Raw genomic sequence first — 26,255 nt, 5'->3', positions numbered from 1 at the left:
AGTTTCCGGTTAAAACAAGGTCGGATTAGCGCAGCGTGGTCAGGCTGCTCGCCAGTACGTCGGCATCGATCAGCGCATTGCGCACAGGCGCAAAGCTGCGCCGATGATGAGGTGTCGCACCGTACTGCGTTAACTTTTCCCTATGTAACGCCGTAGGATAACCTTTATGTTGCGCGAAACCATACTGGGGAAACAACAAATCCAGTTCTGCCATTTCGCGATCGCGCGTGACTTTGGCAATGATGGACGCGGCACTGATTTCGGCGACCAGGCTATCCCCTTTTACCACGGCCAGAGAAGGCATCGGTAACGCCGGGCAGCGATTGCCGTCAATCAGCACAAAGTCTGGCGTGAGCGGCAAGCCAGCCACAGCGCGCTGCATTGCCAGCATGGTGGCATGCAGGATATTAAGACGGTCGATCTCTTCTGGATCTGCGCGCCCCAGGCTCCAGGCGAGCGCTTTCTCTTTGATCTGATCAAACAGCGCCAGGCGGCGTTTTTCGGACAGTTTTTTGGAGTCCGCCAGACCGGGGATCGGGTTGGCGGGATCGAGGATCACGGCGGCGGTCACCACCGCGCCCACTAATGGCCCGCGGCCCACTTCATCCACACCGGCAATGCACCGGGCAGCAGGATAGATAAAATCAGCCATTGGCGAGCTCCAGCACCGCATCTGCGGCTTGTTCATCGGCGTTCCAGCGAATCTGCTGATGCAGTTCGTAAAAAGTATGCAGCAGCGTTTCACGTTCGCTACTGGCGTGCAGCAACGGGTCCAGCGCGGCTGACAGCGCTTCAGGCTGACATTCATCCTGCAACAGCTCTTTGACCAATTCACGCCCGGCCAACAGGTTTGGCAACGAAACGTAGTCAGTCTTGACCAGTCGCTTAGCCAGCCAGAAGGTGAACGGCTTCATGCGGTAGCCGACAACCATCGGACATTTTGCCAGCATGCACTCAAGCGCGGCCGTGCCAGACGCCAGCAGTGCAGCATCACTGGCCACCATCGCTTCCCGTCCCTGTCCATCCAGCAGATGCATTGGCAGCTCAGGCGCAACCTCCGCTTTGATTTTTTCAAACTGCTCGCGGCGCTTAGCGTTGACCAAGGGCACAACAATTTCCAGCGACGGATAATGTTGGCGCAGCCGTTGCGCCGTTTTGAGGAAGTCTGCACTGAGCATTTCGACTTCGGCACCGCGACTGCCCGGCAGCAACGCAAGGCAGAGCGCATCCTCATCTATGCCCAGATGACGGCGCGCCGCTGATTTATCGGGCTGTAGCGGCATGGCATCGGCCATCGTGTGTCCAATAAAGCGACAGGGGACGTCAAAACGGTCGTAAAACGCTTTTTCAAAAGGCAGAAACGCCAGCACCAGATCGGTGTTGCGACCAATTTTAAACACACGTTTTTGCCGCCAGGCCCAGACAGAGGGACTGACGTAATGAATGGTGCGAATACCTGCGCGTTTGAGGTTGCCTTCCAGCGTGATGTTAAAATCCGGCGCATCTATCCCAACAAATACGTCAGGTTTGAGCGAGATAAAGCGCTGGGTCAAATCGCGGCGAATCGTCAATAAACGCCGCAACCGCCCCAGCACCTCAACAATGCCCATTACCGCCAGTTCTTCCATCTCGTACCAGGCTTCACAGCCTTCGGCCTGCATCAACGGGCCAGCGACACCGATAAAGCGGGCATCAGGATGACGGGCTTTTAAAGCCCGAATCAGGCCTGCGCCAAGAATGTCGCCAGAGGTTTCTCCGGCGACCAGGGCTATCGTAAGGGGACGCGCTGACATGAATTAGCGAATTAATCCACGTGTTGAGCGGGCAAAGAAATCAAAGAAAGGCTGCACTTCGCTGTGCTGCTGAGCAATCGCTTCGATTTCCGGTTTGACTTCATCCAGCGTTCTGCCGCTGCGATAAAGTAACTTGTAGGCGTTGCGGATAGCGTGCAGTGCTTCTTTGCTGAAGCCACGGCGCTTCAGGCCTTCGATGTTGATACCGAATGGCGTGGCATGGTTGCCTTGCGCAATCACATACGGAGGGACATCCTGAACAACGCCTGAACAACCGCCGATCATGACATGTGAACCAATAGTGCACCACTGATGCACCGCCGTCATGCCGCCAATGATAGCGAAATCATCCACAGTGACATGCCCACCCAGGGTCGCGTTATTGGCAAAAATACAGCGGTTACCCACCACGCAGTCATGGGCGATATGGGCATTCACCATAAACAGGTTATCGCTACCAATGGTCGTGGTGTTAATACCCTGCGCCGTACCGCGATGAATCGTCACGCTTTCACGGATGCGATTACGGTCGCCAATATCAACCCGGGTAGGTTCACCCGCGTATTTCAAATCCTGATTCACTTCGCCAATCGATGCGAACTGATAGATCTGATTGTCTTTGCCGATACGCGTATGGCCATTCACCACCACGTGTGACTTGAGTACGGTTCCCTCACCAATCTCGACATTTGCCCCAATAAAACAGAAAGGGCCAATATGCACGCCAGGGCCAATAATTGCCCCGTCTTCGATCACTGAACTGGGATGGATGTTGGCGGTTGGATCAATCACGAATTATGCCTCCCGGCTACGGGCACACATCATGGTCGCTTCACAGACGATTTTACCATCGACAGTCGCTACGCCAGTAAAGCGAGTCAGACCGCGACGGGTTTTCTCGAAGGTCACTTCCATGATCATTTGATCGCCCGGTACAACCGGACGTTTGAAACGGGCATTATCAATGCCAGCAAAATAATAAAGCTCGCCTGGCTCCAGTTTACCTACGCTTTTGAATGCCAGAATGCCGGTGGCCTGAGCCATCGCTTCCAGAATCAGCACGCCGGGAAAAATCGGTTTACCAGGGAAATGTCCCTGGAAAAACGGTTCGTTAAAGGAGACGTTCTTCACGGCGCGCAGATATTTGTTTGCTTCAAAATCCAGCACGCGGTCTACCAGCAGAAACGGATAACGATGCGGCAGCAGCTCTAAAATCTCTTCAATTTGCAGAGTATGAGTTTCAGTAGTCAAAATACTCTTCCTGTCCTAAAAAATCTGATGACATCAATAACACGGCCTGCACCGATCATCATGATCGTTGGCAGGCCGCAAATAGGTTCCGTGGCGCCTGGCTTCCCTGCTTAACACTGTTATTATGAAAGCCGGTCAGTCATGGGATGGCGTTTAGTCGTCTTTACCGACTTTCCGCTCGATTGCTTTTAAGCGTTTGCTTATTTCATCGATATTCATCACCAACGCTGCAGTTTTGCGCCAGGTTTTGTTGGGCTGTAATGGAATCCCTGAGGAGTATACACCAGGTTCTGTTATCGGACGCATAACCATGCCCATGCCGGTTACGGTCACTTTGTCACAGATTTCCATATGGCCATTGATGACGCTGGCACCGCCAATCATACAATAACGACCAATTTTCAAACTACCCGCCATGATCACACCGCCAGCAACCGCAGTATTGTCGCCAATAACCACGTTGTGAGCAATCTGACACTGGTTGTCTATGATAACACCATTGCCGATCAGAGTGTTATCCAGAGCGCCACGATCGATGGTGGTACAGGCACCAATTTCTACCCGATCGCCAATCACCACGGAGCCCAACTGCGGTATTTTCACCCAGTTGCCGCGATCGTTAGCATAACCAAACCCATCCGAACCAATGACGGTACCGGACTGAATCAGACAATCCTGACCAATCTGCACCTCATGGTAAACCGAGACGTTAGCCCATAAACGCGAGCCCTTGCCGATACGGGTTTTTTTGCCGACGAAGCAGCCTGCGCCGATGACAACGTTATCACCGAGCTCAACATCGGACTCAATAACGGCATTCGCACCGACAGAGACATTTTCACCGAGTCTGGCGCTGGAATCGATTACGGCGCTGGGTGCAATATTCTGCGCCGGCTGCGGCGTCGTATCCAGCAACTGCGCCATGCGCGCATAGGTGAGATAAGGGTCTTTGACCACCAGCGCAGCGGTTTTACACCACTCCAGATCCGCTTCCGTCAGCACCACGGCTGATGCCTGAATCAGGGCGAGCTGCTCGCGGTAACGGCTGTTGGCAAGAAATGTGATTTGACCAGAGGTGGCGGATTGCATAGAAGCAATGCCGGAGATGACGATATCGCCATCTCCGTGCAATTCTGCATCCAACTGCTGGGCTAAATCAGCCAGTCGAATTGATGACATCGATTATTTAACCTGCTTTACAACATCATCGGTGATGTCTTTAACATCGGAACCCGAATACAGAACAGCCTGAGAATTCAGCACCAGGTCATAACCGCCGCTTTTGGCAACAGACTGAACAGCGGTCTGGATTTTTTCCAGTAACTTGTTACGTTCCTGAACCTGACGCGTCTGGTTGTCTTTTTCGAACGCATCCGCTTTCACCTGGAATGCATCACGCTCAGCGGTGATCTGCTTCTCTTTCTTGCTGCGCTCGCTGGCTTTCATGGTTGGCGCATTACGCTGCAGATCCTGCATTTCCTGCTGGATTTTATCGTGCTGAGAACGGAGTTCTGCCGCGCGGCCCTGGAACTCACTCTCGAGCTGTTTGGTGATGGTCGCGCGCTGAGGTGATTTCTGGAAAACCTGGCTCAGATCAACAGTTGCGACTTTGTCCGCCGCCTGTGCGCCAGCAGAAGCAGCCAATGCAACACCCAGAGTAACTGCACATAACAACTTTTTCACTATAAACTCCTTACCCTCAACATGTATGTTTGCAGCGTGGAGCATAGCAATGCGCCACGCCTGCAAGCTAATTTTTTCACATCCCTGTGTAGAGCATTACCAGGTTTTACCAATGTTAAACTGGAACTGCTCTGACTTATCTCCATCAACTTTCTTGATCGGCTGGGCGTAAGAGAATACCAACGGCCCCAGCGGCGACATCCACTGTAAAGATACACCGGTCGAAACGCGAATATTGTTCGGATCGCTGTAGTCAGGAATGCCAGCAGCACGCGTTTCCGCCGTGTTCTGCCATTTGGTATCCCAGACCGTACCTGCATCGACAAACAGCGAGGTACGAACTGAGTTAGCATATTTCTCACTCAGGAACGGGGTCGGCGTGATCAGCTCGAGGCTGGCAATCGCCATGGCGTTACCACCGATGGCATCACTCGACTTACAAATACCGTTCGGATCGCTCAGGTTACAGAATGAAGAGCCATCGTTCAGGTAAGCCGCTTTAGGACCAATGGTGTTGGACTGGAAGCCACGCACGGTACTGGAGCCACCGGCATAGAAGTTCTCATAGAACGGCATCTCTTTACCGCTGAGTCCATCGCCATAACCAACACGACCACGGCCTAAGACAACCCAGGTATGATCTTTATTGATGGGAACATACTGCTGACTGTCTAAGGTCATTTTGTAGAACTGGTTGTCAGAACCCGGAATCGTGACCTTGCCGTTCAGGTTAGTACGGTTACCTGAGGTGGCAAAGAAACCACGGTCCAGCGTGTTGTATGTCCAGCCATAGTTAAAGGTGAAGTCATCAGCCGAGAAGTCACCATTGCTGTTCAACTGCTGTGGCTTACCAACCGAGTCGAGATAGCGCCACATCGCAACCTGCGGACGCATGTCTGACAGGTCGTTATGGACATAGCCCAGACCGACGCGCAGCGAGTTGTTCTCATTGATTGGGAAGCCCAATGTCCCGTCTGTACCATAACTTCTGTTGGTATAGCCGGAGAGATCCGCGTTGCTGGCTTTAAAGTTGTTGTAGAACACCCGGCCGCCCAGACTCACACCGTCAACGGTGAAGTAAGGATCGGTCAGAGAGAATTCTGCATAGGTCTGATAGTCGTTTTTGGTCCCGCTGATACCTACGGTATTACCGGTACCGAGCCAGTTATCCTGAGTTACGCCGACCTGGAAGCTGACGCCACTTTCCGTACCGTAGCCCACACCAAAGTTAAAGGTACCGGTGTTACGCTCTTTGACTTTATACACCACGTCAACCTGGTCAGGTGAACCTGGTACACGCTGCGTATCGACATCAACGGTTTCGAAATAACCCGTACGGTTCAGACGCTCTTTGCCCTGATCGACCAGGTCGCTGCCCAGCCAGGCACCTTCCATCTGACGCATTTCACGACGCAAGACGGCATCTTTCGATGTGTCATTACCTTCGAAGCGCACTTTACGCACGTAGTAACGGTTGCCCGCATCGACGTTGATATGCAGCTTAACGGTTTTATCGGCATCGTTAATTTCAGGCTGCGTCACAACGCGGGGATAAGCGTAGCCATAACGGCCCAGCAGCTTCTTGATATCATCTTCCATCGACGTGACTTTCGTGCCGTTATACAGCTCGCCCGCCGGTATTTTTGTCAGATGTTCGATTTCAGCCGAATGGCCTGCCATGCTGCCGTTGACGATAACGCCAGCAATCTTGTACTGATCGCCTTCGTTAATGTTAACGGTGATGTAGATGCCTTTCTTGTCCGGCGTCAGGCTGACCTGCGTCGAATCAATGTTGAAACGGGCATAACCGCGATCCAGATAGAAGCTGCGCAGGGTTTCAAGATCACCCGCCAGTTTCTGCTTCTGGTATTTACGGTCACCCACGACGTTCCACCACGGCACGTCGTCGCGCAACTGGAAGCGAGAAATCAACTCATCTGAGCTAAACGCTTTGTTACCTACAATGTTGATCTGCTGAATCTTTGCAGAAACACCTTCGGTAAACACCAGTTTCAAATCGACGCGGTTACGCGGCAGCGGCGTGACCACGGCTTTAACGCTGGCGGTATATTTGCCCACGCTGTAGTAGAAGTCCTCCAGTCCCTTCTCGATAGAAGAGATGGTGGTGCGGTCCAGCGCTTCGCCGACGCGCACGCCTGAGGCTTCAAGGTTTTGTTTGAGCTGATCGTCTTTAACCGCTTTGTTACCGCTAAAGGTAATGCTGGCGATGGTGGGACGTTCTTTGACCTGAACAATCAGCGTATTACCATCTCGCAGGACCTGAACATCCTCAAAGTTGCCAGTTGCGAACAGGGAGCGAATGGTATTTCTGACGTCATCGTCATTCACCGTATCGCCAACCCGAACTGGCATGCTCAGCAGAGCCGCGCCAACGGCGACTCGCTGCAGCCCTTCGAAATGAATGTCCTTCACCACGAAATCGTCTGCACCGTAAACGGTGGCGCTGCTAAACAGCAGCGACGCTATGAGCAACTTTTTCATCGCCATCGTTATTATGCGTTTTCCTAACACATCCCACGCAAGCTCGCGTTCCAGCGGTTACAAACGTGAGAAATCATTGAAAAGTGCAAGCCCCATTAACATCACCAGCAGTATTGAACCGATGCGGTAACTAAAGTCTTGAACTCGCTCGGACACCGGTCCACCTTTAATCTTTTCGATCGCAAGGAAGAGCAAGTGCCCACCATCTAAAACCGGTAGCGGGAACAGGTTGATAATTCCTAAGTTGACGCTAATCAACGCCAGGAACATCAGGTAGTAAATCATTCCGTACTCAGCTGACAAACCTGCACCTTGCGCAATCGAAATCGGGCCGCTCAGGTTGTTCAACTTCACATCACCGGTTATTAACTTGCCCAACATGGAAACGGTCAGCTTCATTAATTGCCAGGTTTTTACACTGGCTTCACCAATGGCTGAAAACGCACCATATTGTCTTACCGTTTTGTACTCGTCTGGCAATGGCACAACGCGGGGGATCACCCCTGCGAATCCTTGCGCTGTATTCCCAGGCTTCGCTTCCGGCGTCAGGGTTAACTGCACCGCTTCACCGTTACGATCGACCTCAAGAGCGATGCTTTTTCCAGGGTTATCCCGAACCTGAGTGGCAAAAAGCTGCCATTGCGTTAATAACTGACCATCGACTTTAACGATCCTGTCGCCAGCTTGCAAACCGGCTTCACTGGCTGGCGAATTCTTTTGCACTTCAGCCAGGGTCGTTTCAATCTGCGGCCCACGAGGACGAATCCCCAGCGCCACGACCGGGTCCTGCTTATCAGGCTCGAACTGCCAGTTGCGCAAATCGACCTGCTTCTGCTGCGTCCCCTGCTCGCCAAACTGGCTCACCGTTAGCGTGGTGCTGGCATCACCGATTTTACCGATGAGCGCCATGCGGACAGCTTCCCAATCAGGCGTTTCGATACCGTCAACGGCCTTAAGTTCCGTACCGGGTGTAATTTGCGCTTCTGCCGCCACCGAACCGTTCAGAATTTCACCAATAACCGGTTTTATACCGGGCACGCCATGGATAAACACAACCCAATAGGCAAAGATAGCGAACAGGAAGTTGGCAATCGGGCCCGCCGCAATAATCGAAGCGCGCTGCCAGATGGCTTTATTGTTAAATGCCTGATGCCGAAGCTCAGCGGGCACGCTTTCAACCCGCTCATCCAGCATTTTGACGTAACCGCCAAGAGGAATAAGGGCGATGACAAATTCGGTACCGTGACGGTCGCGTCGTTGCCATAACGCTTTGCCAAACCCGATCGAAAAGCGCTCTACTTTCACACCGCAACGCCGCGCCACCCAAAAGTGACCAAATTCATGCACGGTGATGAGTACGCCCAGTGCAACGATAAATGCGGCAAAACTCCAGATTACGCTTAACATCGTTGTTTGCCCTTAGAGTGTCTGAAACACCAACAGCAATAAACAGGCAAATACCGGCACTGCTGCTGTCAGGCTGTCGATGCGGTCAAGAATACCGCCATGTCCCGGAATCAGGTTGCCGCTGTCTTTGATGCCGGCCTCGCGTTTAAACATGCTTTCAGTGAGATCGCCCAGTACCGATGCAAGGGTCGACATCACAGCACATATCACCAGTGTGCCGGTAGGAACGGAAAGCGGCGCAAAACTGGCAAACAGCACCGCAATCAACGCGGAAGAAACCAGTCCACCCAGAAAGCCTTCCCATGTTTTGCCCGGGGAGACTTTCGGCGCCAGTTTGTGTTTGCCAAACAATTTGCCAAACATATAGGCACCCGAATCGGCGCCCCATACGAGAAACATGACAAACAGCAGCCACCATGCACCGGCAAAGTGATCGGCTTCGTAATGATATTGACGGAGCGCCATCATGCCCCAGAAGAAAGGGATAACCGTTAGCGCGCCAAACAACAGGCGCAATGGCCGGGAGCGGCGCCATATTGCGGCAGAGGCAGGATAAAACAGAACCAGTAGTAACGCACCGATCCACCAGGCCAGCGAGGCCCACAGCCAGACAGCCACCTGCGGCAGATGCGCATTATGTTCGTAAGGAGGAAGGGTCAACAGCATCAGCGTCAGTACCAGACCGCATATCAGTGCCAGCCAGACACGTTGCTGACGAGATGCCATACCAGAAAGCTGCCCCCATTCCCAGGCGGCAAGCATGCAGATAATGATCGTAATAATTGCAAAGCCAACAGGCGGTAACCAGAACAATGCAGCGATCACCAGCGGGATAAGAATCAGCGCGGTGATCAGACGAGACTTCAGCAAAGGTTACCCCCAGATTGCTCAGGCGCCGCCTGGTGCAGCGCCGCCAAAGCGTCGCTCCCGCAGAGAGAATGCATTCAGTGCACCTTCAAAAACGTGTTCATCAAAATCCGGCCAAAGCACATCAGTAAAATAGAATTCCGCATAGGCAATTTGCCACAACAGGAAGTTGCTAATCCGATGCTCTCCCCCGGTCCTTATCACTAAATCCACTGGCGCTAACTGGTTCATGCACAGTTGAGACGTCAGACTCTCTTCGGTTATCTGGTCAGGGCGTAACAAGCCTTCCTGAACCTGCTCAGCCAACTTTTTAACGCCTTCGATAATATCCCAACGCCCGCCGTAGTTAGCAGCAATGTTCAGCGTCAGTCGATCGTTATTCTCCGTCAGTGCTTCTGCACGACGGACACGTTCCTGAATACGCGGGCTGAAACGGCTGATATCACCAATGATGCGTAAGCGGACATTGTGCTTGTGCAGGCTTTTCACTTCGCTATCCAGCGCCCAGACAAACAGTTCCATCAAGGCAGTCACTTCCTGCGCTGGACGGCTCCAGTTTTCGCTACTAAAGGCGTAAAGCGTTAACGCTTCCAGATTATTGCTGACGGCAAAGCTTACGGCGCGGCGCACTGATTTCACGCCAGCTTTGTGACCGGAGATACGCAGTTTTCCCTGGTTCTTAGCCCAGCGGCCGTTGCCATCCATGATGATAGCGACGTGGCGTGGACCGGTTCCCTGTTGGTCATCGGTGTTGTTGTGATTTTCAGACGACATAACGCGTAATCAATTCCTTTCATCAGAAATGCTGTGGTTTCTGAATACATTGCGCCCGGTACAAATCCCGACATTGTCTGCCAGGCCACACCGAATTTGGTGACAGACCGTTAAACGCGAGCCAGCGACTATAACATTTTCACCTGAAGCGAACAAATAGCCTCAACGCAATCGTTGTTATACCGTGTAACGTGGCAACATTTCTGTCGCCGCCGCCCGCGCGATACGATCAATTTCGATGACAGCGTCCACAGAGTCCGGTTCCTGACACTGCTGAGCTGACAGCACCGCACTGTTTAACGCCGCAATATCCGTAAAGCGAATTCGCTGATTCAGGAAAGCCGCCACGGCTATCTCATTGGCCGCATTGAGCGTGGTGGTCGCCGCCTGCCCGGCTTCGCAGGCATCAATCGCCAGTTTCAGACAGGGATAACGGCCAAAATCAGGTTCTGAGAACGTCAGTGCCGACATGCGGGTAAAGTCCAGCGGTGTGACCCCAGCGTGAATTCGCGCTGGCCAGGCCATACTGTGGGCGATAGGTGTTCGCATGTCAGGCGAACCTAACTGTGCCAGCACGCTGCCATCGCAGTAACGCACCATGGAGTGGATCACCGATTGTGGGTGCAAAATCACTTCCATCTGCGCTGCGCTGGCATTAAACAGCCAACGAGCTTCAATGTATTCAAGACCTTTATTCATCATGGTGGCCGAATCAACAGAGATTTTACGCCCCATTGACCAGTTCGGATGTGCACAGGCCTGATCTGGCGACATGCTGCTCAGATCCGCTAAATTTGTGTCACGAAAAGGGCCACCCGATCCCGTAAGAATAATCGACTCAATGCCGTTATTCTGCAGGTCAGCGTAACCTAACTGATGCTGGATGGTAGCGGGCAAACTCTGAAAAATCGCATTGTGCTCGCTGTCTACCGGCAACAGCTGGGCATTGTGCTGGCGCACCGCCTCCATAAATAAACGGCCGCAGGTCACCAGTGATTCTTTGTTAGCCAGCAAGACGGTTTTACCCGCGCGAATCGCTGCCAATGTCGGTAATAACCCTGAGGCACCCACAATCGCCGCCATCACCTGGTCAACGTCATCTAATGCTGCCAGTTCACAGGCTGCCTGAACGCCGGAGAGCACTTCAGTATTGATCTTTAATGCTCTCAGTCGCTCACGTAGCGCGGCGGCGGACTCTTCATCTGCCATTGCCGCATAGCGCGGTTGGAACTGCACGCACTGCTCCGCCATTAGAGCCACATTTTTACCCGCCACCAGCGCCGTGACCTGGTAAAGCGTGGGATTGGCACTGACCACTGCCAGCGTACTGGTGCCTACCGAACCGGTAGAACCGAGCAGAGTTAATCGCTTCATAATGCTGTCCATGTAAAGGTAAAACGTGGGGCACAATGTAAAACGCCGCCAGAGGTGGCCTTCTGTCAGAAGGCCTCTCTGTACGGCGTTTTAATCGGTGATGATGGAATCAGAAGTCCATCAACTCCGTTTCTTTTTCGGCCAATGCAGCATCAACTTTCTTGATGTGCACATCGGTCATTTTCTGGATTTCGTCCTGCGCACGACGTTCGTCGTCTTCGCTGATTTCTTTATCTTTCAGCAACGCTTTGATTTTATCGTTGGCGTCGCGACGGACGTTACGTACGGATACACGTCCCTGCTCTGCTTCACCGCGTACGATTTTAATCAGATCTTTACGACGCTCTTCCGTCAGCGCAGGCAGTGGAACACGAATGTCCGCACCCGCTGAGTTCGGGTTAAGTCCAAGATCGGATGCCATAATCGCTTTTTCTACGGCCGGGCCGAGAGAGCGATCAAACACGTTGATTTTCAGCGTACGGGAGTCTTCAACGGTGACGGAAGCCAGCTGACGCAGTGGCGTCGGCGTACCGTAATATTCAACGATAATGCCGTCGAGCAGTGAAGGTGAAGCACGACCTGTGCGTACCTTGCTGATAGTGGTTTTGAATGCTTCGACGCATTTGTCCATGCGCGTGTCAGCATCTTTTTTAATGTCGTTAATCACGTTAAAACCCTTGGATTCGGTTTGACCTGGCCAGTTCCGGCATCACCGGAAGCGGGATCGATAATCATCGATAATCCTGACTGGTGCACGGTTAAACAATACCGCACTGACAGAATATACCTTATTTTATCTCGCCTCGGGTATTAATGCGTAATCAGGGTACCTTCTTTTTCACCCATCACTACGCGACGCAATGCGCCAGGCTTGTTCATGTTGAAAACGCGGATTGGCAGTTTGTGATCGCGCGCCAGCGTAAACGCGGCGAGATCCATCACTTTAAGCTCTTGATCCAGCACTTCCGCATAAGTCAGTTTTTCGTACAGGGTTGCATCGGGCTGCTTCACGGGGTCGGCCGAGTAAACACCGTCAACTTTGGTGGCTTTCAGCACCACATCCGCTTCGATTTCAATGCCACGCAAACAGGCAGCGGAATCCGTCGTAAAGAACGGGTTGCCGGTACCCGCAGAAAAGATGACAACGCGGTTGTTACGTAACAGGCTGATGGCTTCTGCCCAACTGTAGTTGTCACAAACGCCGTTCAGGGGAATGGCGGACATCAGACGGGCGTTCACGTACGCGCGGTGCAGTGCATCACGCATCGCCAGGCCGTTCATTACCGTCGCAAGCATCCCCATATGGTCGCCCACAACGCGGTTCATGCCTGCCTGTGCCAGACCGGCGCCACGGAACAGGTTACCGCCGCCAATCACAACGCCCACCTGGATACCCAGCTCGACCAGCTCTTTGACTTCCTGAGCCATGCGGTCAAGCACGCTCGCGTCGATACCAAAACCCTCTGCACCCTGGAGTGCTTCGCCGCTGAGTTTGAGCAGGATACGTTGATAAACAGGTTTTGCGTTGGTCGCCATGGTCAATTCTTCCTGGAAGATATGATGAATGAGAAGTAATTCCGATCAATCATCCGCTTAGAGCAAAAGAATTGCTATTGGGATGAAACTGAAAACGTATCTTTTGCCTGAGGCAGACAAAAAAGAACCGCCATCTGGCGGTTCTTTCAGATCATTAAGACTGTTTGGACATTGCTGCAACTTCAGCAGCAAAATCAGTCTCAACTTTTTCGATGCCTTCGCCCACTTCAAAGCGGATGAAGTTAATCACGTCAGCGCCCTGCTCTTTCAGCGCCTGGCCAACGGTTTTGCTTGGGTCGATAACGAATGCCTGACCTGTCAGAGAGACTTCGCCGGTGAATTTCTTCATACGGCCTTCAACCATCTTCTCAGCGATCTCTTTTGGCTTGCCAGACTGCATCGCGATGTCCAGCTGAACCTGGTATTCTTTATCAACGACGTCTGCAGAAACGTCTTCTGGCTTAACAAACTCAGGTTTGCTTGCCGCAACGTGCATGGCGATCTGTTTGATCAGATCGTCGTTAGCGCCTTTGGCAGAAACCAGAACGCCGATACGTGCGCCGTGCAGGTAGCTACCCAGCTCTTCACCTTCCAGCAGTGCAACGCGACGAATGTTGATGTTCTCGCCGATTTTAGCTACCAGGGCAACACGCTCTTCTTCGAACTGTGCTTTCAGAACGTCAACGTCGGTGATGCGGTCAGCCGCAGCAGCGTCAAGAACTTTGTCAGCAAACGCCTGGAAACCGCCGTCTTTTGCAACGAAGTCAGTCTGGCAGTTAACTTCCAGAATCACACCGTAGTTACCAACGATTTTGGTTTTGATTACGCCATCAGCAGCAACGTTACCCGCTTTTTTCGCTGCTTTAATTGCGCCAGACTTACGCATGTTTTCAATCGCCAGCTCGATGTCGCCGCTCGCTTCAGTCAGCGCTTTTTTGCAGTCCATCATGCCTGCGCCAGTACGCTCACGCAGTTCTTTTACCAATGCAGCGGTAATTTCAGCCATTCCAGAATCCTCGGTTCGTACCTGAGCACAAGTGCATCAGAAGGTACTTATTTGCGGAAAATTTACTCTGTCCCGCCGACCTGAACAGGGGCGTAACAGACTTGGATAAAATAAAGGGGCCAAGTTTGGCCCCTTACAGATCACATCTGAATGCTAAGGGCTCTTATGCAGAGCAAACCTTAATTAAGCGTTTTCTAAAGACGCTTCTTCAGCCTGCTCAGCCAGATCCTGAGAGCGGCCTTCGCGAACGGTGGTCGCAACGGCAGTCAGGTACAGGTTGATAGCACGGATCGCATCGTCGTTACCTGGGATAACGTAATCAACGCCATCTGGATCGGAGTTAGTATCAACGATAGCAAATACTGGGATACCCAGGTTGTTTGCTTCTTTGATTGCGATGTGTTCGTGGTCAGCATCGACAACAAACAGTGCATCCGGCAAACCGCCCATGTCTTTGATACCGCCCAGGCTGTTTTCCAGCTTGGCCAGCTCACGAGCGCGCATCAGCGCTTCTTTCTTGGTCAGTTTGTCGAAAGTGCCGTCCTGAGACTGAGTCTCAAGCTCTTTCAGACGTTTGATAGACTGACGAACGGTTTTCCAGTTGGTCAGCATGCCACCCAACCAGCGGTGGTTTACGAAGAACTGGTCGCAGCTCAGTGCAGACTCTTTGATCGCTTCGGCAGCAGCGCGCTTAGTACCAACGAACAGAATCTTACCTTTACGGGAAGAGATTTTGGTCAACTCAGCCAGAGCGTCGTTGAACATTGGTACCGTTTTTTCAAGGTTGATGATGTGAACTTTGTTACGCGCACCAAAAATGAATGGCTTCATTTTTGGACACCAGTAACGGGTCTGGTGACCGAAGTGAACACCAGCCTTGAGCATATCGCGCATGGAAACAGTTGCCATGATTACTACCTCTAGTTTAATTGGGGTTGGGCCTCCATGTATCCCATACAACCGACCTCTTTCAAGGCACCCCGGCGTATGTGTCGATACATGTGTGTTTTATTTACACATAGTGAGATTGTTGCGTTTCCCGCTGACCTTAACGGCCATACAGAGAATCGTCGGCGCGCTTTATACCACAATCACGCTTTGGACGCCAATAAATGTTCGCTAACTGGCCGCGAAGCGTTCTCTGTTTGGCAGCCCTTTTAGCTTGCTGTTAACATGAGAGCACAGCTTTCATTATTGCTGAAAATTTCAGCAGCAGCGGAATAATTTAATGGCAATCACAATTAAAACCCCCGAAGAAATCGAAAAAATGCGCGTCGCAGGCCGCCTGGCCGCCGAAGTGCTTGAAATGATCGAACCGCATGTGCAGCCCGGCGTGACCACCGGTGAGCTTGACCGTCTCTGCCATGAACACATTACGCAGCAGCAACAGGCCATATCCGCTTGCCTGGGTTACCACGGTTTTCCCAAATCCGTCTGTATCTCTGTGAATGAAGTGGTTTGTCACGGTATTCCCAGTGACGATCGCCCGTTAAAAGATGGCGACATCGTGAATATCGACGTGACCGTCATTAAAGACGAGTACCACGGCGATACGTCGAAAATGTTTATTGTCGGCAAACCCACTATCCAGGGTGAGCGCCTGTGTCGTGTGACGCAGGAAAGCCTCTATTTGTCCTTACGTCTGGTGAAACCGGGTATTCGCCTGCGTGAGTTAGGCCGCGCTATCCAAAAATATGTCGAAGCGAATGACTTCTCGGTGGTGCGTGAATATTGCGGTCACGGCATTGGCAAAGGCTTCCATGAAGAGCCACAGGTGCTGCACTACGATGCCGATGACAGCGGGGTTATCCTGCAGGCGGGCATGACCTTTACCGTAGAGCCGATGGTGAATGCCGGTGACTATCGCATTCGTACCATGAAAGATGGCTGGACGGTGAAAACCAAAGATCGCAGCTTGTCGGCGCAGTATGAGCATACTATTGTGGTGACGGATAACGGCTGTGAGATTTTAACCCTGCGCAAAGACGACACCCTTCCCGCGGTGTTAGTTAACCAGGATTAATTCCACCACTGATGAAAAAGCCGGCGCTATGCCGGTTTTTTTATGGTTAACGATGAGAGCGTTGCATGAGCCTGTCGCAAGAAGTAAAAAACGGCCTGAAAGATTCGCCTGGCGAGTGGCAGGACGATCAGCTAACACGTGAAATAATCAAGCAGCGCCTTGAGGGCTTCCAGCAGCACCTGGCAGCGGCCTTTGACAGTGGTGAGGCTGTCGAAAGTCTGGTTCATGCCCGAACCCTGTATATCGATCGCCTTTTACGTCGCTTATGGCGTTTTTTTGGCTTCGACAGTATGAAATCCATCGCCCTTGTCGCCGTAGGAGGCTATGGCCGGGGTGAGCTTCATCCGCTCTCCGACATTGACGTCTTAATTCTCAGTCGTCAGCCGCTGAATGAAGAAGCCGCCCAGAGTGCCAGCGCACTGCTGACGCTGATGTGGGATCTCAAGCTGGAAGTGGGCCACAGCGTACGCAGCCTGGAAGAGTGCCTGCTGGAAGGTTTATCCGACCTGACGGTGGCAACCAATTTGATTGAAGCGCGGATGCTGACCGGCGATGTCGCCCTGTTTCTTGAACTGCAAAAAAATGTCTTCAGCGATGGCTTCTGGCCATCATCTCGCTTTTTCGCCGCCAAAATAGACGAACAGCAAGAACGCCATAAGCGCTATCACGGCACCAGCTACAACCTGGAACCGGATATTAAAAGCAGTCCCGGCGGATTACGCGATATTCATACGTTGCAGTGGGTTGCACGGCGTCACTTTGGTGCCACAACACTTGACGAAATGGTGGGATTTGGCTTTCTGACAGAAGCCGAACGCAGCGAACTGAACGAGTGCCAGTCGTTTCTTTGGCGGATTCGTTTCGCGTTGCATTTGTCTCTGCCGCGTTACGATAACCGCCTGCTGTTTGATCGCCAACTGAGCGTTGCTCAGCGCCTTAATTATCAGGGCGAAGGCAACGAACCGGTCGAGCGCATGATGAAGGATTTTTATCGCGTCACGCGTCGTATCAGCGAACTGAACCAGATGCTGTTGCAGTTGTTCGATGAAGCCATTCTGGCGCTCTCCACTAACGAAAAACCCTGTGCCATTGATGATGATTTTCAGCTTCGGGGCAACCTTATCGATCTGCGTGATGAAACCCTGTTTGACCGTGAGCCCCAGGCGATTATGCGCATGTTCTACGTCATGGTGCGCAATCAAAATATCAAAGGCATCTACTCCACCACGCTGCGCCGCCTGCGTCATACTCGCCGTCACCTCAAGCAGCCGCTGTGCCAGTTGCCCGAAGCACGGCGCTTATTTATGTCGATCCTGCGTCATCCCGGTGCGGTCAGTCGCGCCCTGGTGCCCATGCATCGCCACAGTGTGCTCTGGGCTTATACGCCGCTCTGGGGCCAGATCGTCGGACAGATGCAATTTGACCTGTTCCACGCTTATACCGTCGATGAGCACACTATCCGGGTGTTACAGAAGCTGGAGAGTTTTGCCAACGAAGCGACGCGTCCACAGCATCCTTTATGCGTTGAGCTGTGGCCGCGCCTGCCCCAGCAGGAATTACTGCTCATGGCGGCGCTGCTGCACGACATCGCTAAAGGACGTAACGGCGATCACTCTGTTCTTGGTGCCGAGGACGCGCTGGCGTTCGCCGAGATGCACGGCCTTAACTCGCGTGAAACGCAACTTGTCGCCTGGCTGGTGCGCCATCATCTGTTAATGTCCGTGACGGCTCAGCGCCGCGACATTCAGGACCCCACGGTGATTCAGCAGTTCGCCGAGGTCATGCAGAACGAAAACCGACTGCGTTATCTGGTGTGCCTGACGGTCGCTGACATCTGCGCCACCAATGAGAGCTTATGGAACAGCTGGAAACAAAGTCTGCTGCGTGAACTGTTCTTTGCTACCGAAAAACAGCTACGCCGCGGTATGGAGAACAGCCCGGATCTGCGCGAGCGCGTGCGTCATCACCGTCTGCAGGCACTGGCACTGCTGCGCATGGACAACATTGATGAAGAGCGCTTACACCATATCTGGAACCGTTGTCGCGCCGACTACTTCCTGCGCCATACGCCCAATCAGATCGCCTGGCATGCCCGTCATTTACTGGTGCACGATCTTAATCACCCTCTGGTGCTGGTCAGCCCGCAGGCGACGCGCGGCGGCACCGAAATTTTTATCTGGAGTCCGGATCGTCCACACCTGTTTGCCGCCGTGGCAGGCGAACTGGATCGTCGCAATCTCAGCGTGCATGATGCGCAAATTTTTACCAGCCGCGATGGCATGGCGATGGACACGTTCATCGTGCTGGAGCCGGATGGCAGCCCGCTGTCGCCCGATCGTCATGCGCTGATCATTCAGGCGCTGGAGCAAGCGATTACCCAGTCAGAATGGGTGCCGCCGCGGACCCGTCGCCAGGCCGCCAGGCTGAAACACTTCAACGTGGATACCGAGGTGAATTTCCTGCCAACGCACACCGATCGCCGCAGTTATCTGGAGCTGGTGGCCCTGGATCAGCCGGGGTTACTGGCACGCGTGGGCGAAGTGTTTGCCGATCTTGGCGTCTCTCTGCATGGCGCCCGTATCAGCACCATCGGGGAGCGAGTCGAGGATTTGTTCATTTTAGCGAATAGCGAACGCAAGGCACTGGACGAGGAAATGCGTCACACGTTGCAACAACGGTTGACAGAGGCCCTTAATCCAAACGATAAAGTGTGACCCGCTTCAATTTGTGAACATCAACTTTTTACCCGTGCCGGTCACTGGCTGGCACCACAAATGACAGATCAGGAAAAAATATGCAACAGTTACAGAGTGTTATTGAATCTGCCTTCGAACGTCGCGCTGATATCACCCCGACCAGTGTCGATACGGAAACTCGCGAAGCGATTAATCAGGTTATCGCTAAACTGGACAGCGGTGAGCTACGCGTTTCTGAAAAAATCGAGGGTGAATGGGTAACGCATCAGTGGCTGAAAAAGGCCGTTCTGCTCTCTTTCCGCATCAATGACAATCAGGTGATGGAAGGGGCTGAAACCCGTTTTTATGACAAAGTACCGATGAAGTTTGCCGACTGGGATGACGCGCGCTTTAAAGCAGCGGGCTTCCGCGTTGTACCGCCTGCTGCGGTACGCAAAGGTGCCTATATTGCGCGTAACACGGTGTTAATGCCTTCCTATGTAAATATCGGTGCCTATGTTGACGAAGGCACCATGGTGGATACCTGGGCGACCGTTGGCTCCTGTGCGCAGATTGGTAAAAACGTGCATTTATCCGGTGGTGTAGGAATCGGTGGTGTCCTTGAGCCGCTGCAGGCCAACCCAACCATTATCGAAGATAACTGCTTTATTGGTGCACGTTCTGAAATTGTTGAAGGCGTCATCGTTGAAGAAGGCTCCGTCATTTCAATGGGCGTTTACATCGGTCAGAGTACCAAGATTTACGACCGCGAAACCGGAGAGATCCACTATGGTCGCGTACCTGCCGGTTCTGTCGTCGTCTCGGGTAATCTGCCGTCTAAAGATGGTAGCTACAGCCTCTACTGTGCAGTGATCGTGAAAAAGGTCGATGCGAAAACCCTGGCGAAAACCGGTATCAACGAACTGCTGCGCACTATCGACTAATTTGTCGGACTGTCGGACGGGCTGCACCAGACAGCCCGTCATCTTTTGTTTACAGCTGTTACGGGTAATGTTGTTTTTCTACGCGAACCAACAGGTGCGTTTACTTTTCATCCAGGTCATAATTCGCGCCAGTTAAATCCTGTTGCGCACTGATTCATGTTATTTATGTCTATAGTCATTAAGTCATGAACACTTCTGCGCGCTTATTCATTTGGTGGAAAAAACGTTATGTATGACAATATTAAGAGCTTAGGCATTAGTAACCCTGAGGATATCGATCGCTATAGCCTGCGTCAGGAAGCGAATAACGATATTTTGAAAATTTATTTCCGCAAAGATAAAGGTGAATTCTTCGCCAAAAGCGTGAAATTTAAATATCCTCGTCAGCGTAAAACCGTCGTTGCCGATAACGCCTCTCAGGGCTATCGTGAAGTGCAGGAAATCAGCCCGAACCTGCGTTATGTTATTGATGAACTGGATCAAATCTGTCAGCGCGACCAGGTTGAAGTCGATCTGAAACGTAAAATCCTCGATGACCTGCGTCATCTTGAAGGTGTGGTTTCTCATAAGATCGCGGAAATTGAATCCGATCTGGAAAAACTGACCCGCAACGGTCGTTAATTATTTCAGACAACGATAAGGCCAGCCGTATGCGGTGGAATTCACCTCACGCGGCTGGCCTTTTTTATTGTCACCCTGCCCGGTTAGTGCCTGAGCAACCACACGTCGCGTACCACCTCGGCAGGCGCATCACGCCATGCCACGTGATTGATCCAGGATTGGTAACGATCTGACTTGAGTGTGGTGTCCGCCACCAGCAGCAAGGGAATTAACCGTTCGCTGTTACGTTCGCGCGTTTTCCACGGCCAGTGACGTGCCGGATCGCTAAAAGGCGCCATATAGTCCAGCGCAGTCAGCAGTGAGCCACCCTGTTTATTTTTATAATGCCAGAGATCGCCCTCTCCCCGCAGGGAAGCCAACGCCGCCATTGCGGTCAGCGCCTGTAAATTAAAGAAGCTGTAATGAAAAGAACGGGTTCGGGCCAGTTCAAGCGGTTGAGTTCCCTCACGCTCTATTTGCCCGTCAATCTTGCTTTTGGCCAGGGCAGTCATGTCTGCAATCACCGCACGGTTGTCCAGATAAGCGGCAATGCCGGCAACCTGAACACTGTACCAACTACCGTGGTTATTGGGCGCATTCCGCTCCTGTTGCGCCAGCTTGCTGGTCTGCAACCAGCTGAGATAGTCGCTGAACCAGCGATGCAACGCCGCCTCGTCGCTATTCCGCCAGCCGGGCGACTGACGCAGCAATATCAGCGCATCAACCATGCGGGTTGCAAAATAGCGCCCGTCCAGAACGCCATCATGACGACCCGCGGTTCGACCCGGAATGCCCTGCGCGTAGTTCAGGTTTGGGTTCATACGACGGGCAGGATCGATAAACCAGTGGCGGATCATGGATTGTGCCTTGCTGGCGTAGCGCGCATCCCCTGAAAAGAACCATGCCAACGCCAGTGCCTGCACGTCTGCGCTAAATCGCGCCAGGCGCACGCCGTCGGTTTGGTCGTTTTTGGTATCAGGATTCACCTCACCATCCCGACGTATCCAGGGTAAACCCGTTTTCTGCCGGGCGTCCGGCCACCAGTAGGCGCTCAGGCTGAGATAGTCATGCCGCGAGCCGCTGGGTGGTATCAGACCTTTGTCCATGACGCTGGGGTCAGGCTGACTGAGCGCCTTATCCGCCTGACGTTGCAACTGACGCCAGGCCTGTTCGGTCAGTGCATCTGCCTGATGCTTCTGGAGTGCCTGTCGGGTTTTCACTAACGCGTCAGCAGACAGAAAAACCAGGTTGTCAGGCCGTGCCTGGCAGGTGAACGTGAATATCAGCAGGCAAAGTGTTAAAAACAGTGTACGCATCTGGGGTTCCTCCCGGTTACGGTGAACAGCCTCAGCCCTGCTCATCCAACTGTAATGCAATATACAGCAGTAACCGGTCGTCAAAATGGCCAATATTCAGTCCCGTCAATTCAGCAATGCGATTGAGGCGGTACTCCAGGGTATTACGGTGGATAAACAGCGCCCGCGACGTGGCACCGGGCTGCACGTTATTGCTGAACCAGGCGCTCAAAGTGCGCCGCAGTAAGCCATTGCTGTCCATACTTTTCAGTTTTTCCAGCGGACGCGCCAGTTCGTTTGCCTGCCAGCCACCGCGCAAACTGTCCAGCAAGACCGGGAGCATCAGGTCCTGATAAAAGTAGCTGCGTACGTCTGGCATACGCTGCTTTCCCACCACCATGGTCGTGTGCGCGGTGCGATAAGAGCGGGCAATGCTGCCCGGGCCGGTAAAGAAGTTGCCCAGTGCAATACGCATTCGCAGATGACCGCTTTCGTTCATACGCTGCATGAGCTGTTCAACCCGCCGCCGGTGATCGTACTGGTCGTAACGTCCGTGTGCGTTTAGGGCGGGCTTCAGTACCACCATTTCGGTCAACGACACAATGGCTATCAGATTATCCCTGACAGGCGTTGTCAGTAACGTTTGCAGCTGTTGTAACTCAGACATGGCGCTGTCCACGCCTAACTGCCCGCTGTCGACTTCGATAACCGCCACAACGCGGGGCTGATTAAGATCGATCCCCAGGCGCTGAGCCCATTCCGTCAGTTGCGGCGTCAGCTCATCACTGCGAATCAGGTTAAGCACCAGCTCTTCACGCAGGCGGCTGTCCTGAGCCAGCATATGTAACAGCCGTGCCTGCTCCAGCATCATCTCTGCCGCCATACAGACCAGCTCACCATAGTGACGGAGTGCACCAGGCTCGCCTGTCAGACCAATTACGCCAACGATCGCCCCGTCAATGCGCAGCGGAAGATTAATGCCCGGCCGCACGCCGTGCAGATGCCTTGCCACGGCATCATCAATATCCACAATGCGTCCCTGAGACAACACCAACAGCGCGCCCTCATGCAACTCGCCAATGCGCTCCCTGTCGCCGCTGCCAATGATTCGTCCACGTGCGTCCATGACGTTGACATTACCATCAATGATTTTCATGGTGCGCGCGACAATTTCCTGCGCCAGCCGTGCGTCGAGATGACAGGTAGCCATCCTTTACTCCTGAGTCATATAAGAGGGAGAACAGGATAGCGGTGCGTCACGCGCAGAACATTATGCATTCGCCCATAGCCGCGGCGGCGTTAACAGAAATGCGGCAGGCATCACATTTGTGATTTTTGGCATAAAAAAGGCGGACCGAAGTCCGCCTGCTCAACACAAGACTGTGATTACTGCATCAGCAGATAAAGCGAGGTATCGCCGCGTTGCACGTTCAGCGCCAGTACCGGTGGTTTGGTATCCAGAATCTTACGCAGTTCCCCTAAGTTGGTTACCGGCTGCTGGTTGACGCCAAGAATCAGGTCGCCTTTTTTGAGACCCACTCGTGCCGCAGCACTGCCTGCTTTTACGCTATCGACCCGAACTCCTTTCTCTTTGCCTGCGTTGTTGCTCAGATCCGCACCTTCAATGCCCGTGTAAATCGTCGCGGACTGCACTTTGTCCTGTGTGCTCTGCTGCAACTGCACAGAGACATCCAGTGGTTTACCGTCACGCAGCAGGCCCAGCTTCAGCGTAGTGCCCACCGGTAACGATCCCACTTCAGCACGCAGTGAGGCAAAGCTGGTCAATGGCTTGCCGTTCATGGAAACGATCACGTCTCCGGCTTTAATGCCGCCTTTTGCTGCGGCTGAATTTGGCACCACCTGGCTGACGAACGCGCCGCGTTGCGCATCGACTTTCATCGCTTTAGCCAGTTCAGAATTAAGCTCGGTCCCCATGATCCCCAGCTCGCCGCGTTTCACCTGACCATATTCCACCATCTGGGCGGTCAGATTTTTCACCATGTTGCTTGGGATGGCAAAACCGATACCAATGTTGCCCCCGTCCGGAGCCAGAATAGCGGTATTAATACCGATCAGCTCTCCGTTGAGATTGACCAGGGCACCACCCGAGTTACCGCGGTTAATCGCGGCATCGGTCTGAATAAAGTTTTCATAGTTTTCAACGTTCAGACCACTACGTCCTAACGCCGAGACAATGCCCGATGTCACGGTTTCGCCCAGGCCATAGGGGTTACCGATCGCCACGGTATAATCGCCAACGCGTAAATTGTCGGAGTCAGCCATTTTGATCGCGGTCAGATTCTTCGCGCCTTCCAGTTGAATCAGGGCGATATCGGAGCTGGGGTCCTTGCCGATCACCTTAGCATCGTAGCTACGGCCGTCGCTCAGTTTGACCTGGATTTTCGTCGCATCATTGACCACATGGTTATTGGTCACCACATAGCCTTTTTCTGCGTTAATAATGACGCCTGAACCCAACGCTTTAAATTTTTGCTGCTGCGTATCAGGACCGGCAGGCGCACCGCCGCCGCTGCCACCCGCGCCCTGACACAGGGGCGAGCCCATGAACGGCGAACCGTCCTGGCAGAAAGGCGAATTATCGCCAAAAAATTGCTGGAACTGCTGTGGCATCCGCGGCGTTTTGACCGTGGTGCTTCCCTCAACGCTGATGCTTACAACCGAAGGCATCACCTTCTCCAGCATCGGGGCAAGGCTTGGCAACGGCTGGGTCGTGGAGGATGAAACGGAAGATGACGTTTCTGCAGCGAAAGCACTCACAGGGGTCAGTGCCATGCCAAGACTAAGCGCCAGGGCGCTTAACATTAAGGAGGTTTTTTTCATTTTGGTATCTCACAATGATGGATATACTGACCATTGCTGTGGTCGAATGTTGAGATAAATGTTTTAGCGCGAAGTTCCTCTAAAAGTTTTAGGCAAAGGTAAAAATTTATTCGCGCTCTTTACAATTCTCGGCTTATTCCACCGCCATCAAACGACGGTACTCATCCCAGGCATAGAGATCGGTCATGCCACTGATGTAGTCCTGAATTAAGCGAAACCGATAATACCGCTCCCATAATAAACGCTCATATTTATGTTCAACAACCAGCGTGCGCATTTTATGCAAATAGGCTTTCCTGTGTTTTCCAGAAAGCTTATGAAACAGGCGCGTTTCAATCGGGTGATTGCGTAAAAAGTCTTCGTTTATCAGCGTGGTGAAAGCTTCATAATTTAATATCATCAGCGGCTGATATATTTCCAGCAAGCCTTTAATAACCCGGTAACCCTGGAGTTCCAACTGTTCAACCTCAGAGTGATTAAACACCTGCTGACGCGCAACGGTTTTAAATATTTGTAGTAAACGGCCCTCTTCACCCTCATCTTCTAATAACGCATGGTTGAATTTTCCATCAAAAATAGCGGGCAGGTTATCAATAAAACGCTTAACGGCATAGGTGACCAGAACATTCTGAACATTAACCCGGAGTGACATGAAGAATTGATCGCTACGGCTGCGGCGTTTTTTACTTCCCGCCTCGCGCCAGGCTTCGCCTACGGTGCGGCTGAACGCATCATTATTATTTATCGTCCCCCAGGCTTTGCTGAGATATTCATACAAACTGTCTACATTGAAAATGGCTTTTTCGACGGCATCATCCAAATCGGCAATACAATATGAAATGTCATCAGCCGCTTCCATGATATAGGTCAGGGGGAAACGATGATGCTCCGTCAAATTGGTGGCCGCACGGAGGTCGCGGATATATTCCCGTTCAGATAGATAGAAACCCGGTTTTTTCATTAAGACGCTAAATTCAGCCGGTTTCTCGCCCTGCCACCATGCCGGCGCAGTATATTTTAGAATACAGGCAACCTGGGAATAGCTCAGGTTAAGCTCCAGCAGCGTGTGCACCATGCGAATGGCCTGAGCATTGCCTTCAAAATGGCATAAATCCTGACGAATCATGGCGTTCATCTGGTCAAACGCATGGCGCTGCTCATCAGTTTCTACCCCAGCTACCAGCGGATCGACCAGCTCGGCAGCCAGATTATCTTCAAACCAGTCGTTAATGGCGGCTTCGCCGAAATGGCCAAACGGTGGATTACCCACATCATGTAGCAGGCACGCCATTTCGACCAGGCTTTCAAACGCCCCTTCCATGTCTTCCAGTCCATATTTTGCCAGTCCGCCCTGGGTTTTTAGCGTTTGCAGAATCTCTTTACTGATATATCGACCGGTTTGCTGCACTTCAAGCGAATGCGTCAGGCGGGAACGTACTGCGGCGTTACGCTCCAACGGGAATACCTGCGTTTTTTGTTGCAGTCGGCGAATAGCCGCCGAATTAATGATGCGTCCGCGATCGCTTTCAAAATGGCGGGTAATAAAATATTCGCCTTGCGGATCTTTACGGTTGCTATAAGGGCGAGTGAAGCTGATCTTCGTCCTGAAATTGATCGCTGCCATACATGTCCCCGTATTTTTTCGTGAAATAATCCCGTCATTGCCATGATAGACTATGCCCGA

The 26,255-nt window shown here is 52.6% G+C and carries 23 protein-coding genes; 4 read left to right on the top strand and 19 right to left on the bottom strand.

All coding sequences use genetic code 11. From position 1 onward, the window contains the following. Window positions 1–25: 25 nt before the first annotated feature. From rnhB to rpsB, 15 genes are all read right to left on the bottom strand, one after another. On the bottom strand, window positions 26–652 hold the full coding sequence (gene rnhB, locus A6A26_RS09365; RefSeq protein WP_063878484.1) for a ribonuclease HII: 627 nt from the start codon (window positions 650–652) through the stop codon (window positions 26–28). Further along, window positions 645–1,793, bottom strand: coding sequence for a lipid-A-disaccharide synthase (gene lpxB, locus A6A26_RS09360; RefSeq protein ID WP_063878483.1), 1,149 nt, complete (start codon window positions 1,791–1,793; stop codon window positions 645–647). The genes rnhB and lpxB overlap by 8 nt, the downstream gene beginning before the upstream one ends. A gap of 3 nt (window positions 1,794–1,796) precedes the next feature. Continuing rightward, window positions 1,797–2,585 (bottom strand): acyl-ACP--UDP-N-acetylglucosamine O-acyltransferase, encoded by a 789-nt coding sequence (gene lpxA / locus A6A26_RS09355; RefSeq protein WP_063878482.1) that lies wholly within the window; start codon window positions 2,583–2,585, stop codon window positions 1,797–1,799. A gap of 3 nt (window positions 2,586–2,588) precedes the next feature. Then, window positions 2,589–3,044, bottom strand: a complete 456-nt coding sequence (gene fabZ / locus A6A26_RS09350) for a 3-hydroxyacyl-ACP dehydratase FabZ (protein ID WP_063878481.1) — start codon at window positions 3,042–3,044, stop codon at window positions 2,589–2,591. A gap of 153 nt (window positions 3,045–3,197) precedes the next feature. Then, window positions 3,198–4,223, bottom strand: a complete 1,026-nt coding sequence (gene lpxD, locus A6A26_RS09345; RefSeq protein ID WP_063878480.1) for a UDP-3-O-(3-hydroxymyristoyl)glucosamine N-acyltransferase — start codon at window positions 4,221–4,223, stop codon at window positions 3,198–3,200. A gap of 3 nt (window positions 4,224–4,226) precedes the next feature. Beyond that, window positions 4,227–4,727: an OmpH family outer membrane protein gene (locus tag A6A26_RS09340; protein ID WP_063878479.1), complete on the bottom strand. Its 501-nt coding sequence runs from the start codon at window positions 4,725–4,727 to the stop codon at window positions 4,227–4,229. 96 nt (window positions 4,728–4,823) lie between these two features. Next, the gene (gene bamA / locus A6A26_RS09335) at window positions 4,824–7,235 is read right to left on the bottom strand and encodes an outer membrane protein assembly factor BamA (protein WP_063878478.1); all 2,412 of its coding nucleotides are present in this window, start codon (window positions 7,233–7,235) and stop codon (window positions 4,824–4,826) included. A gap of 51 nt (window positions 7,236–7,286) precedes the next feature. Further along, window positions 7,287–8,636 carry a sigma E protease regulator RseP gene (gene rseP / locus A6A26_RS09330; protein WP_063878477.1) on the bottom strand — a complete coding sequence of 450 codons (1,350 nt, stop codon included), beginning with the start codon at window positions 8,634–8,636 and terminating at the stop codon, window positions 7,287–7,289. A gap of 12 nt (window positions 8,637–8,648) precedes the next feature. Then, window positions 8,649–9,506, bottom strand: coding sequence for a phosphatidate cytidylyltransferase (cdsA, locus tag A6A26_RS09325; protein WP_063878476.1), 858 nt, complete (start codon window positions 9,504–9,506; stop codon window positions 8,649–8,651). Between the two features lie 18 nt (window positions 9,507–9,524). Then, window positions 9,525–10,277 (bottom strand): (2E,6E)-farnesyl-diphosphate-specific ditrans,polycis-undecaprenyl-diphosphate synthase, encoded by a 753-nt coding sequence (gene ispU, locus A6A26_RS09320; RefSeq protein WP_013024690.1) that lies wholly within the window; start codon window positions 10,275–10,277, stop codon window positions 9,525–9,527. Between the two features lie 177 nt (window positions 10,278–10,454). Further along, window positions 10,455–11,651 (bottom strand): 1-deoxy-D-xylulose-5-phosphate reductoisomerase, encoded by a 1,197-nt coding sequence (gene ispC, locus A6A26_RS09315; protein WP_109718262.1) that lies wholly within the window; start codon window positions 11,649–11,651, stop codon window positions 10,455–10,457. Window positions 11,652–11,760: 109 nt separating this feature from the next. After that, window positions 11,761–12,318 carry a ribosome recycling factor gene (gene frr, locus A6A26_RS09310; RefSeq protein ID WP_063878474.1) on the bottom strand — a complete coding sequence of 186 codons (558 nt, stop codon included), beginning with the start codon at window positions 12,316–12,318 and terminating at the stop codon, window positions 11,761–11,763. A gap of 143 nt (window positions 12,319–12,461) precedes the next feature. Continuing rightward, window positions 12,462–13,187, bottom strand: a complete 726-nt coding sequence (gene pyrH, locus A6A26_RS09305; protein ID WP_063878473.1) for a UMP kinase — start codon at window positions 13,185–13,187, stop codon at window positions 12,462–12,464. A gap of 154 nt (window positions 13,188–13,341) precedes the next feature. After that, complete coding sequence (gene tsf / locus A6A26_RS09300) at window positions 13,342–14,193, bottom strand: translation elongation factor Ts (RefSeq protein ID WP_063878472.1); 852 nt, start codon at window positions 14,191–14,193, stop codon at window positions 13,342–13,344. A gap of 183 nt (window positions 14,194–14,376) precedes the next feature. Further along, a complete protein-coding gene (gene rpsB / locus A6A26_RS09295) occupies window positions 14,377–15,102 on the bottom strand; it encodes a 30S ribosomal protein S2 (protein WP_014592960.1) in 726 nt (241 codons plus the stop codon). Window positions 15,103–15,421: 319 nt separating this feature from the next. Between rpsB and map the strand changes: the two genes are divergently transcribed. The 4 genes from map (at window position 15,422) to A6A26_RS09275 (ending at window position 20,456) form a co-directional block, all read left to right on the top strand. Beyond that, window positions 15,422–16,216 carry a type I methionyl aminopeptidase gene (gene map, locus A6A26_RS09290; protein WP_063878471.1) on the top strand — a complete coding sequence of 265 codons (795 nt, stop codon included), beginning with the start codon at window positions 15,422–15,424 and terminating at the stop codon, window positions 16,214–16,216. A gap of 65 nt (window positions 16,217–16,281) precedes the next feature. Continuing rightward, window positions 16,282–18,930, top strand: a complete 2,649-nt coding sequence (gene glnD / locus A6A26_RS09285) for a bifunctional uridylyltransferase/uridylyl-removing protein GlnD (RefSeq protein WP_063878470.1) — start codon at window positions 16,282–16,284, stop codon at window positions 18,928–18,930. An 80-nt stretch (window positions 18,931–19,010) separates the two neighbouring features. Beyond that, complete coding sequence (gene dapD, locus A6A26_RS09280; protein ID WP_063878469.1) at window positions 19,011–19,835, top strand: 2,3,4,5-tetrahydropyridine-2,6-dicarboxylate N-succinyltransferase; 825 nt, start codon at window positions 19,011–19,013, stop codon at window positions 19,833–19,835. A gap of 228 nt (window positions 19,836–20,063) precedes the next feature. Then, window positions 20,064–20,456 carry a DUF3461 family protein gene (locus A6A26_RS09275; protein WP_063878468.1) on the top strand — a complete coding sequence of 131 codons (393 nt, stop codon included), beginning with the start codon at window positions 20,064–20,066 and terminating at the stop codon, window positions 20,454–20,456. An 83-nt stretch (window positions 20,457–20,539) separates the two neighbouring features. Here the strand turns inward: A6A26_RS09275 and A6A26_RS09270 are convergent, their stop codons facing one another. The 4 genes from A6A26_RS09270 to dgt all read right to left on the bottom strand — a co-directional run bounded on the left by A6A26_RS09270 (window position 20,540) and on the right by dgt (window position 26,195). Then, the gene (locus tag A6A26_RS09270; protein WP_063878467.1) at window positions 20,540–21,751 is read right to left on the bottom strand and encodes an alginate lyase family protein; all 1,212 of its coding nucleotides are present in this window, start codon (window positions 21,749–21,751) and stop codon (window positions 20,540–20,542) included. A gap of 31 nt (window positions 21,752–21,782) precedes the next feature. Further along, the gene (locus A6A26_RS09265) at window positions 21,783–22,940 is read right to left on the bottom strand and encodes a CdaR family transcriptional regulator (RefSeq protein ID WP_063878466.1); all 1,158 of its coding nucleotides are present in this window, start codon (window positions 22,938–22,940) and stop codon (window positions 21,783–21,785) included. 176 nt (window positions 22,941–23,116) lie between these two features. Beyond that, window positions 23,117–24,571 carry a serine endoprotease DegP gene (gene degP / locus A6A26_RS09260; protein WP_063878465.1) on the bottom strand — a complete coding sequence of 485 codons (1,455 nt, stop codon included), beginning with the start codon at window positions 24,569–24,571 and terminating at the stop codon, window positions 23,117–23,119. A 133-nt stretch (window positions 24,572–24,704) separates the two neighbouring features. Next, on the bottom strand, window positions 24,705–26,195 hold the full coding sequence (gene dgt, locus A6A26_RS09255) for a dGTPase (RefSeq protein ID WP_063878464.1): 1,491 nt from the start codon (window positions 26,193–26,195) through the stop codon (window positions 24,705–24,707). Window positions 26,196–26,255 lie beyond the last annotated feature (60 nt).

Origin of the sequence: Pantoea sp. OXWO6B1, assembly GCF_001641135.1 — a bacterium.
Taxonomy (GTDB): Bacteria; Pseudomonadota; Gammaproteobacteria; order Enterobacterales; family Enterobacteriaceae; genus Pantoea; species Pantoea allii.
This window is presented reverse-complemented; position numbering and strand designations above follow the sequence as displayed.

What these genes read in the sequence shown, in the direction of transcription:
- rpsB (WP_014592960.1), bottom strand. Translation starts at nt 15,102, where the DNA reads ATGGCAACTGTTTCCATGCGCGATATGCTCAAGGCTGGTGTTCACTTC.
- map (WP_063878471.1), top strand. Translation starts at nt 15,422, where the DNA reads ATGGCAATCACAATTAAAACCCCCGAAGAAATCGAAAAAATGCGCGTC.
- tsf (WP_063878472.1), bottom strand. Translation starts at nt 14,193, where the DNA reads ATGGCTGAAATTACCGCTGCATTGGTAAAAGAACTGCGTGAGCGTACT.
- A6A26_RS09275 (WP_063878468.1), top strand. Translation starts at nt 20,064, where the DNA reads ATGTATGACAATATTAAGAGCTTAGGCATTAGTAACCCTGAGGATATC.
- ispU (WP_013024690.1), bottom strand. Translation starts at nt 10,277, where the DNA reads ATGTCGTCTGAAAATCACAACAACACCGATGACCAACAGGGAACCGGT.
- degP (WP_063878465.1), bottom strand. Translation starts at nt 24,571, where the DNA reads ATGAAAAAAACCTCCTTAATGTTAAGCGCCCTGGCGCTTAGTCTTGGC.
- lpxB (WP_063878483.1), bottom strand. Translation starts at nt 1,793, where the DNA reads ATGTCAGCGCGTCCCCTTACGATAGCCCTGGTCGCCGGAGAAACCTCT.
- bamA (WP_063878478.1), bottom strand. Translation starts at nt 7,235, where the DNA reads ATGGCGATGAAAAAGTTGCTCATAGCGTCGCTGCTGTTTAGCAGCGCC.
- A6A26_RS09265 (WP_063878466.1), bottom strand. Translation starts at nt 22,940, where the DNA reads ATGGCTACCTGTCATCTCGACGCACGGCTGGCGCAGGAAATTGTCGCG.
- dgt (WP_063878464.1), bottom strand. Translation starts at nt 26,195, where the DNA reads ATGGCAGCGATCAATTTCAGGACGAAGATCAGCTTCACTCGCCCTTAT.
- glnD (WP_063878470.1), top strand. Translation starts at nt 16,282, where the DNA reads ATGAGCCTGTCGCAAGAAGTAAAAAACGGCCTGAAAGATTCGCCTGGC.
- dapD (WP_063878469.1), top strand. Translation starts at nt 19,011, where the DNA reads ATGCAACAGTTACAGAGTGTTATTGAATCTGCCTTCGAACGTCGCGCT.
- pyrH (WP_063878473.1), bottom strand. Translation starts at nt 13,187, where the DNA reads ATGGCGACCAACGCAAAACCTGTTTATCAACGTATCCTGCTCAAACTC.
- rseP (WP_063878477.1), bottom strand. Translation starts at nt 8,636, where the DNA reads ATGTTAAGCGTAATCTGGAGTTTTGCCGCATTTATCGTTGCACTGGGC.
- rnhB (WP_063878484.1), bottom strand. Translation starts at nt 652, where the DNA reads ATGGCTGATTTTATCTATCCTGCTGCCCGGTGCATTGCCGGTGTGGAT.
- lpxD (WP_063878480.1), bottom strand. Translation starts at nt 4,223, where the DNA reads ATGTCATCAATTCGACTGGCTGATTTAGCCCAGCAGTTGGATGCAGAA.
- A6A26_RS09270 (WP_063878467.1), bottom strand. Translation starts at nt 21,751, where the DNA reads ATGCGTACACTGTTTTTAACACTTTGCCTGCTGATATTCACGTTCACC.
- ispC (WP_109718262.1), bottom strand. Translation starts at nt 11,651, where the DNA reads ATGAAGCGATTAACTCTGCTCGGTTCTACCGGTTCGGTAGGCACCAGT.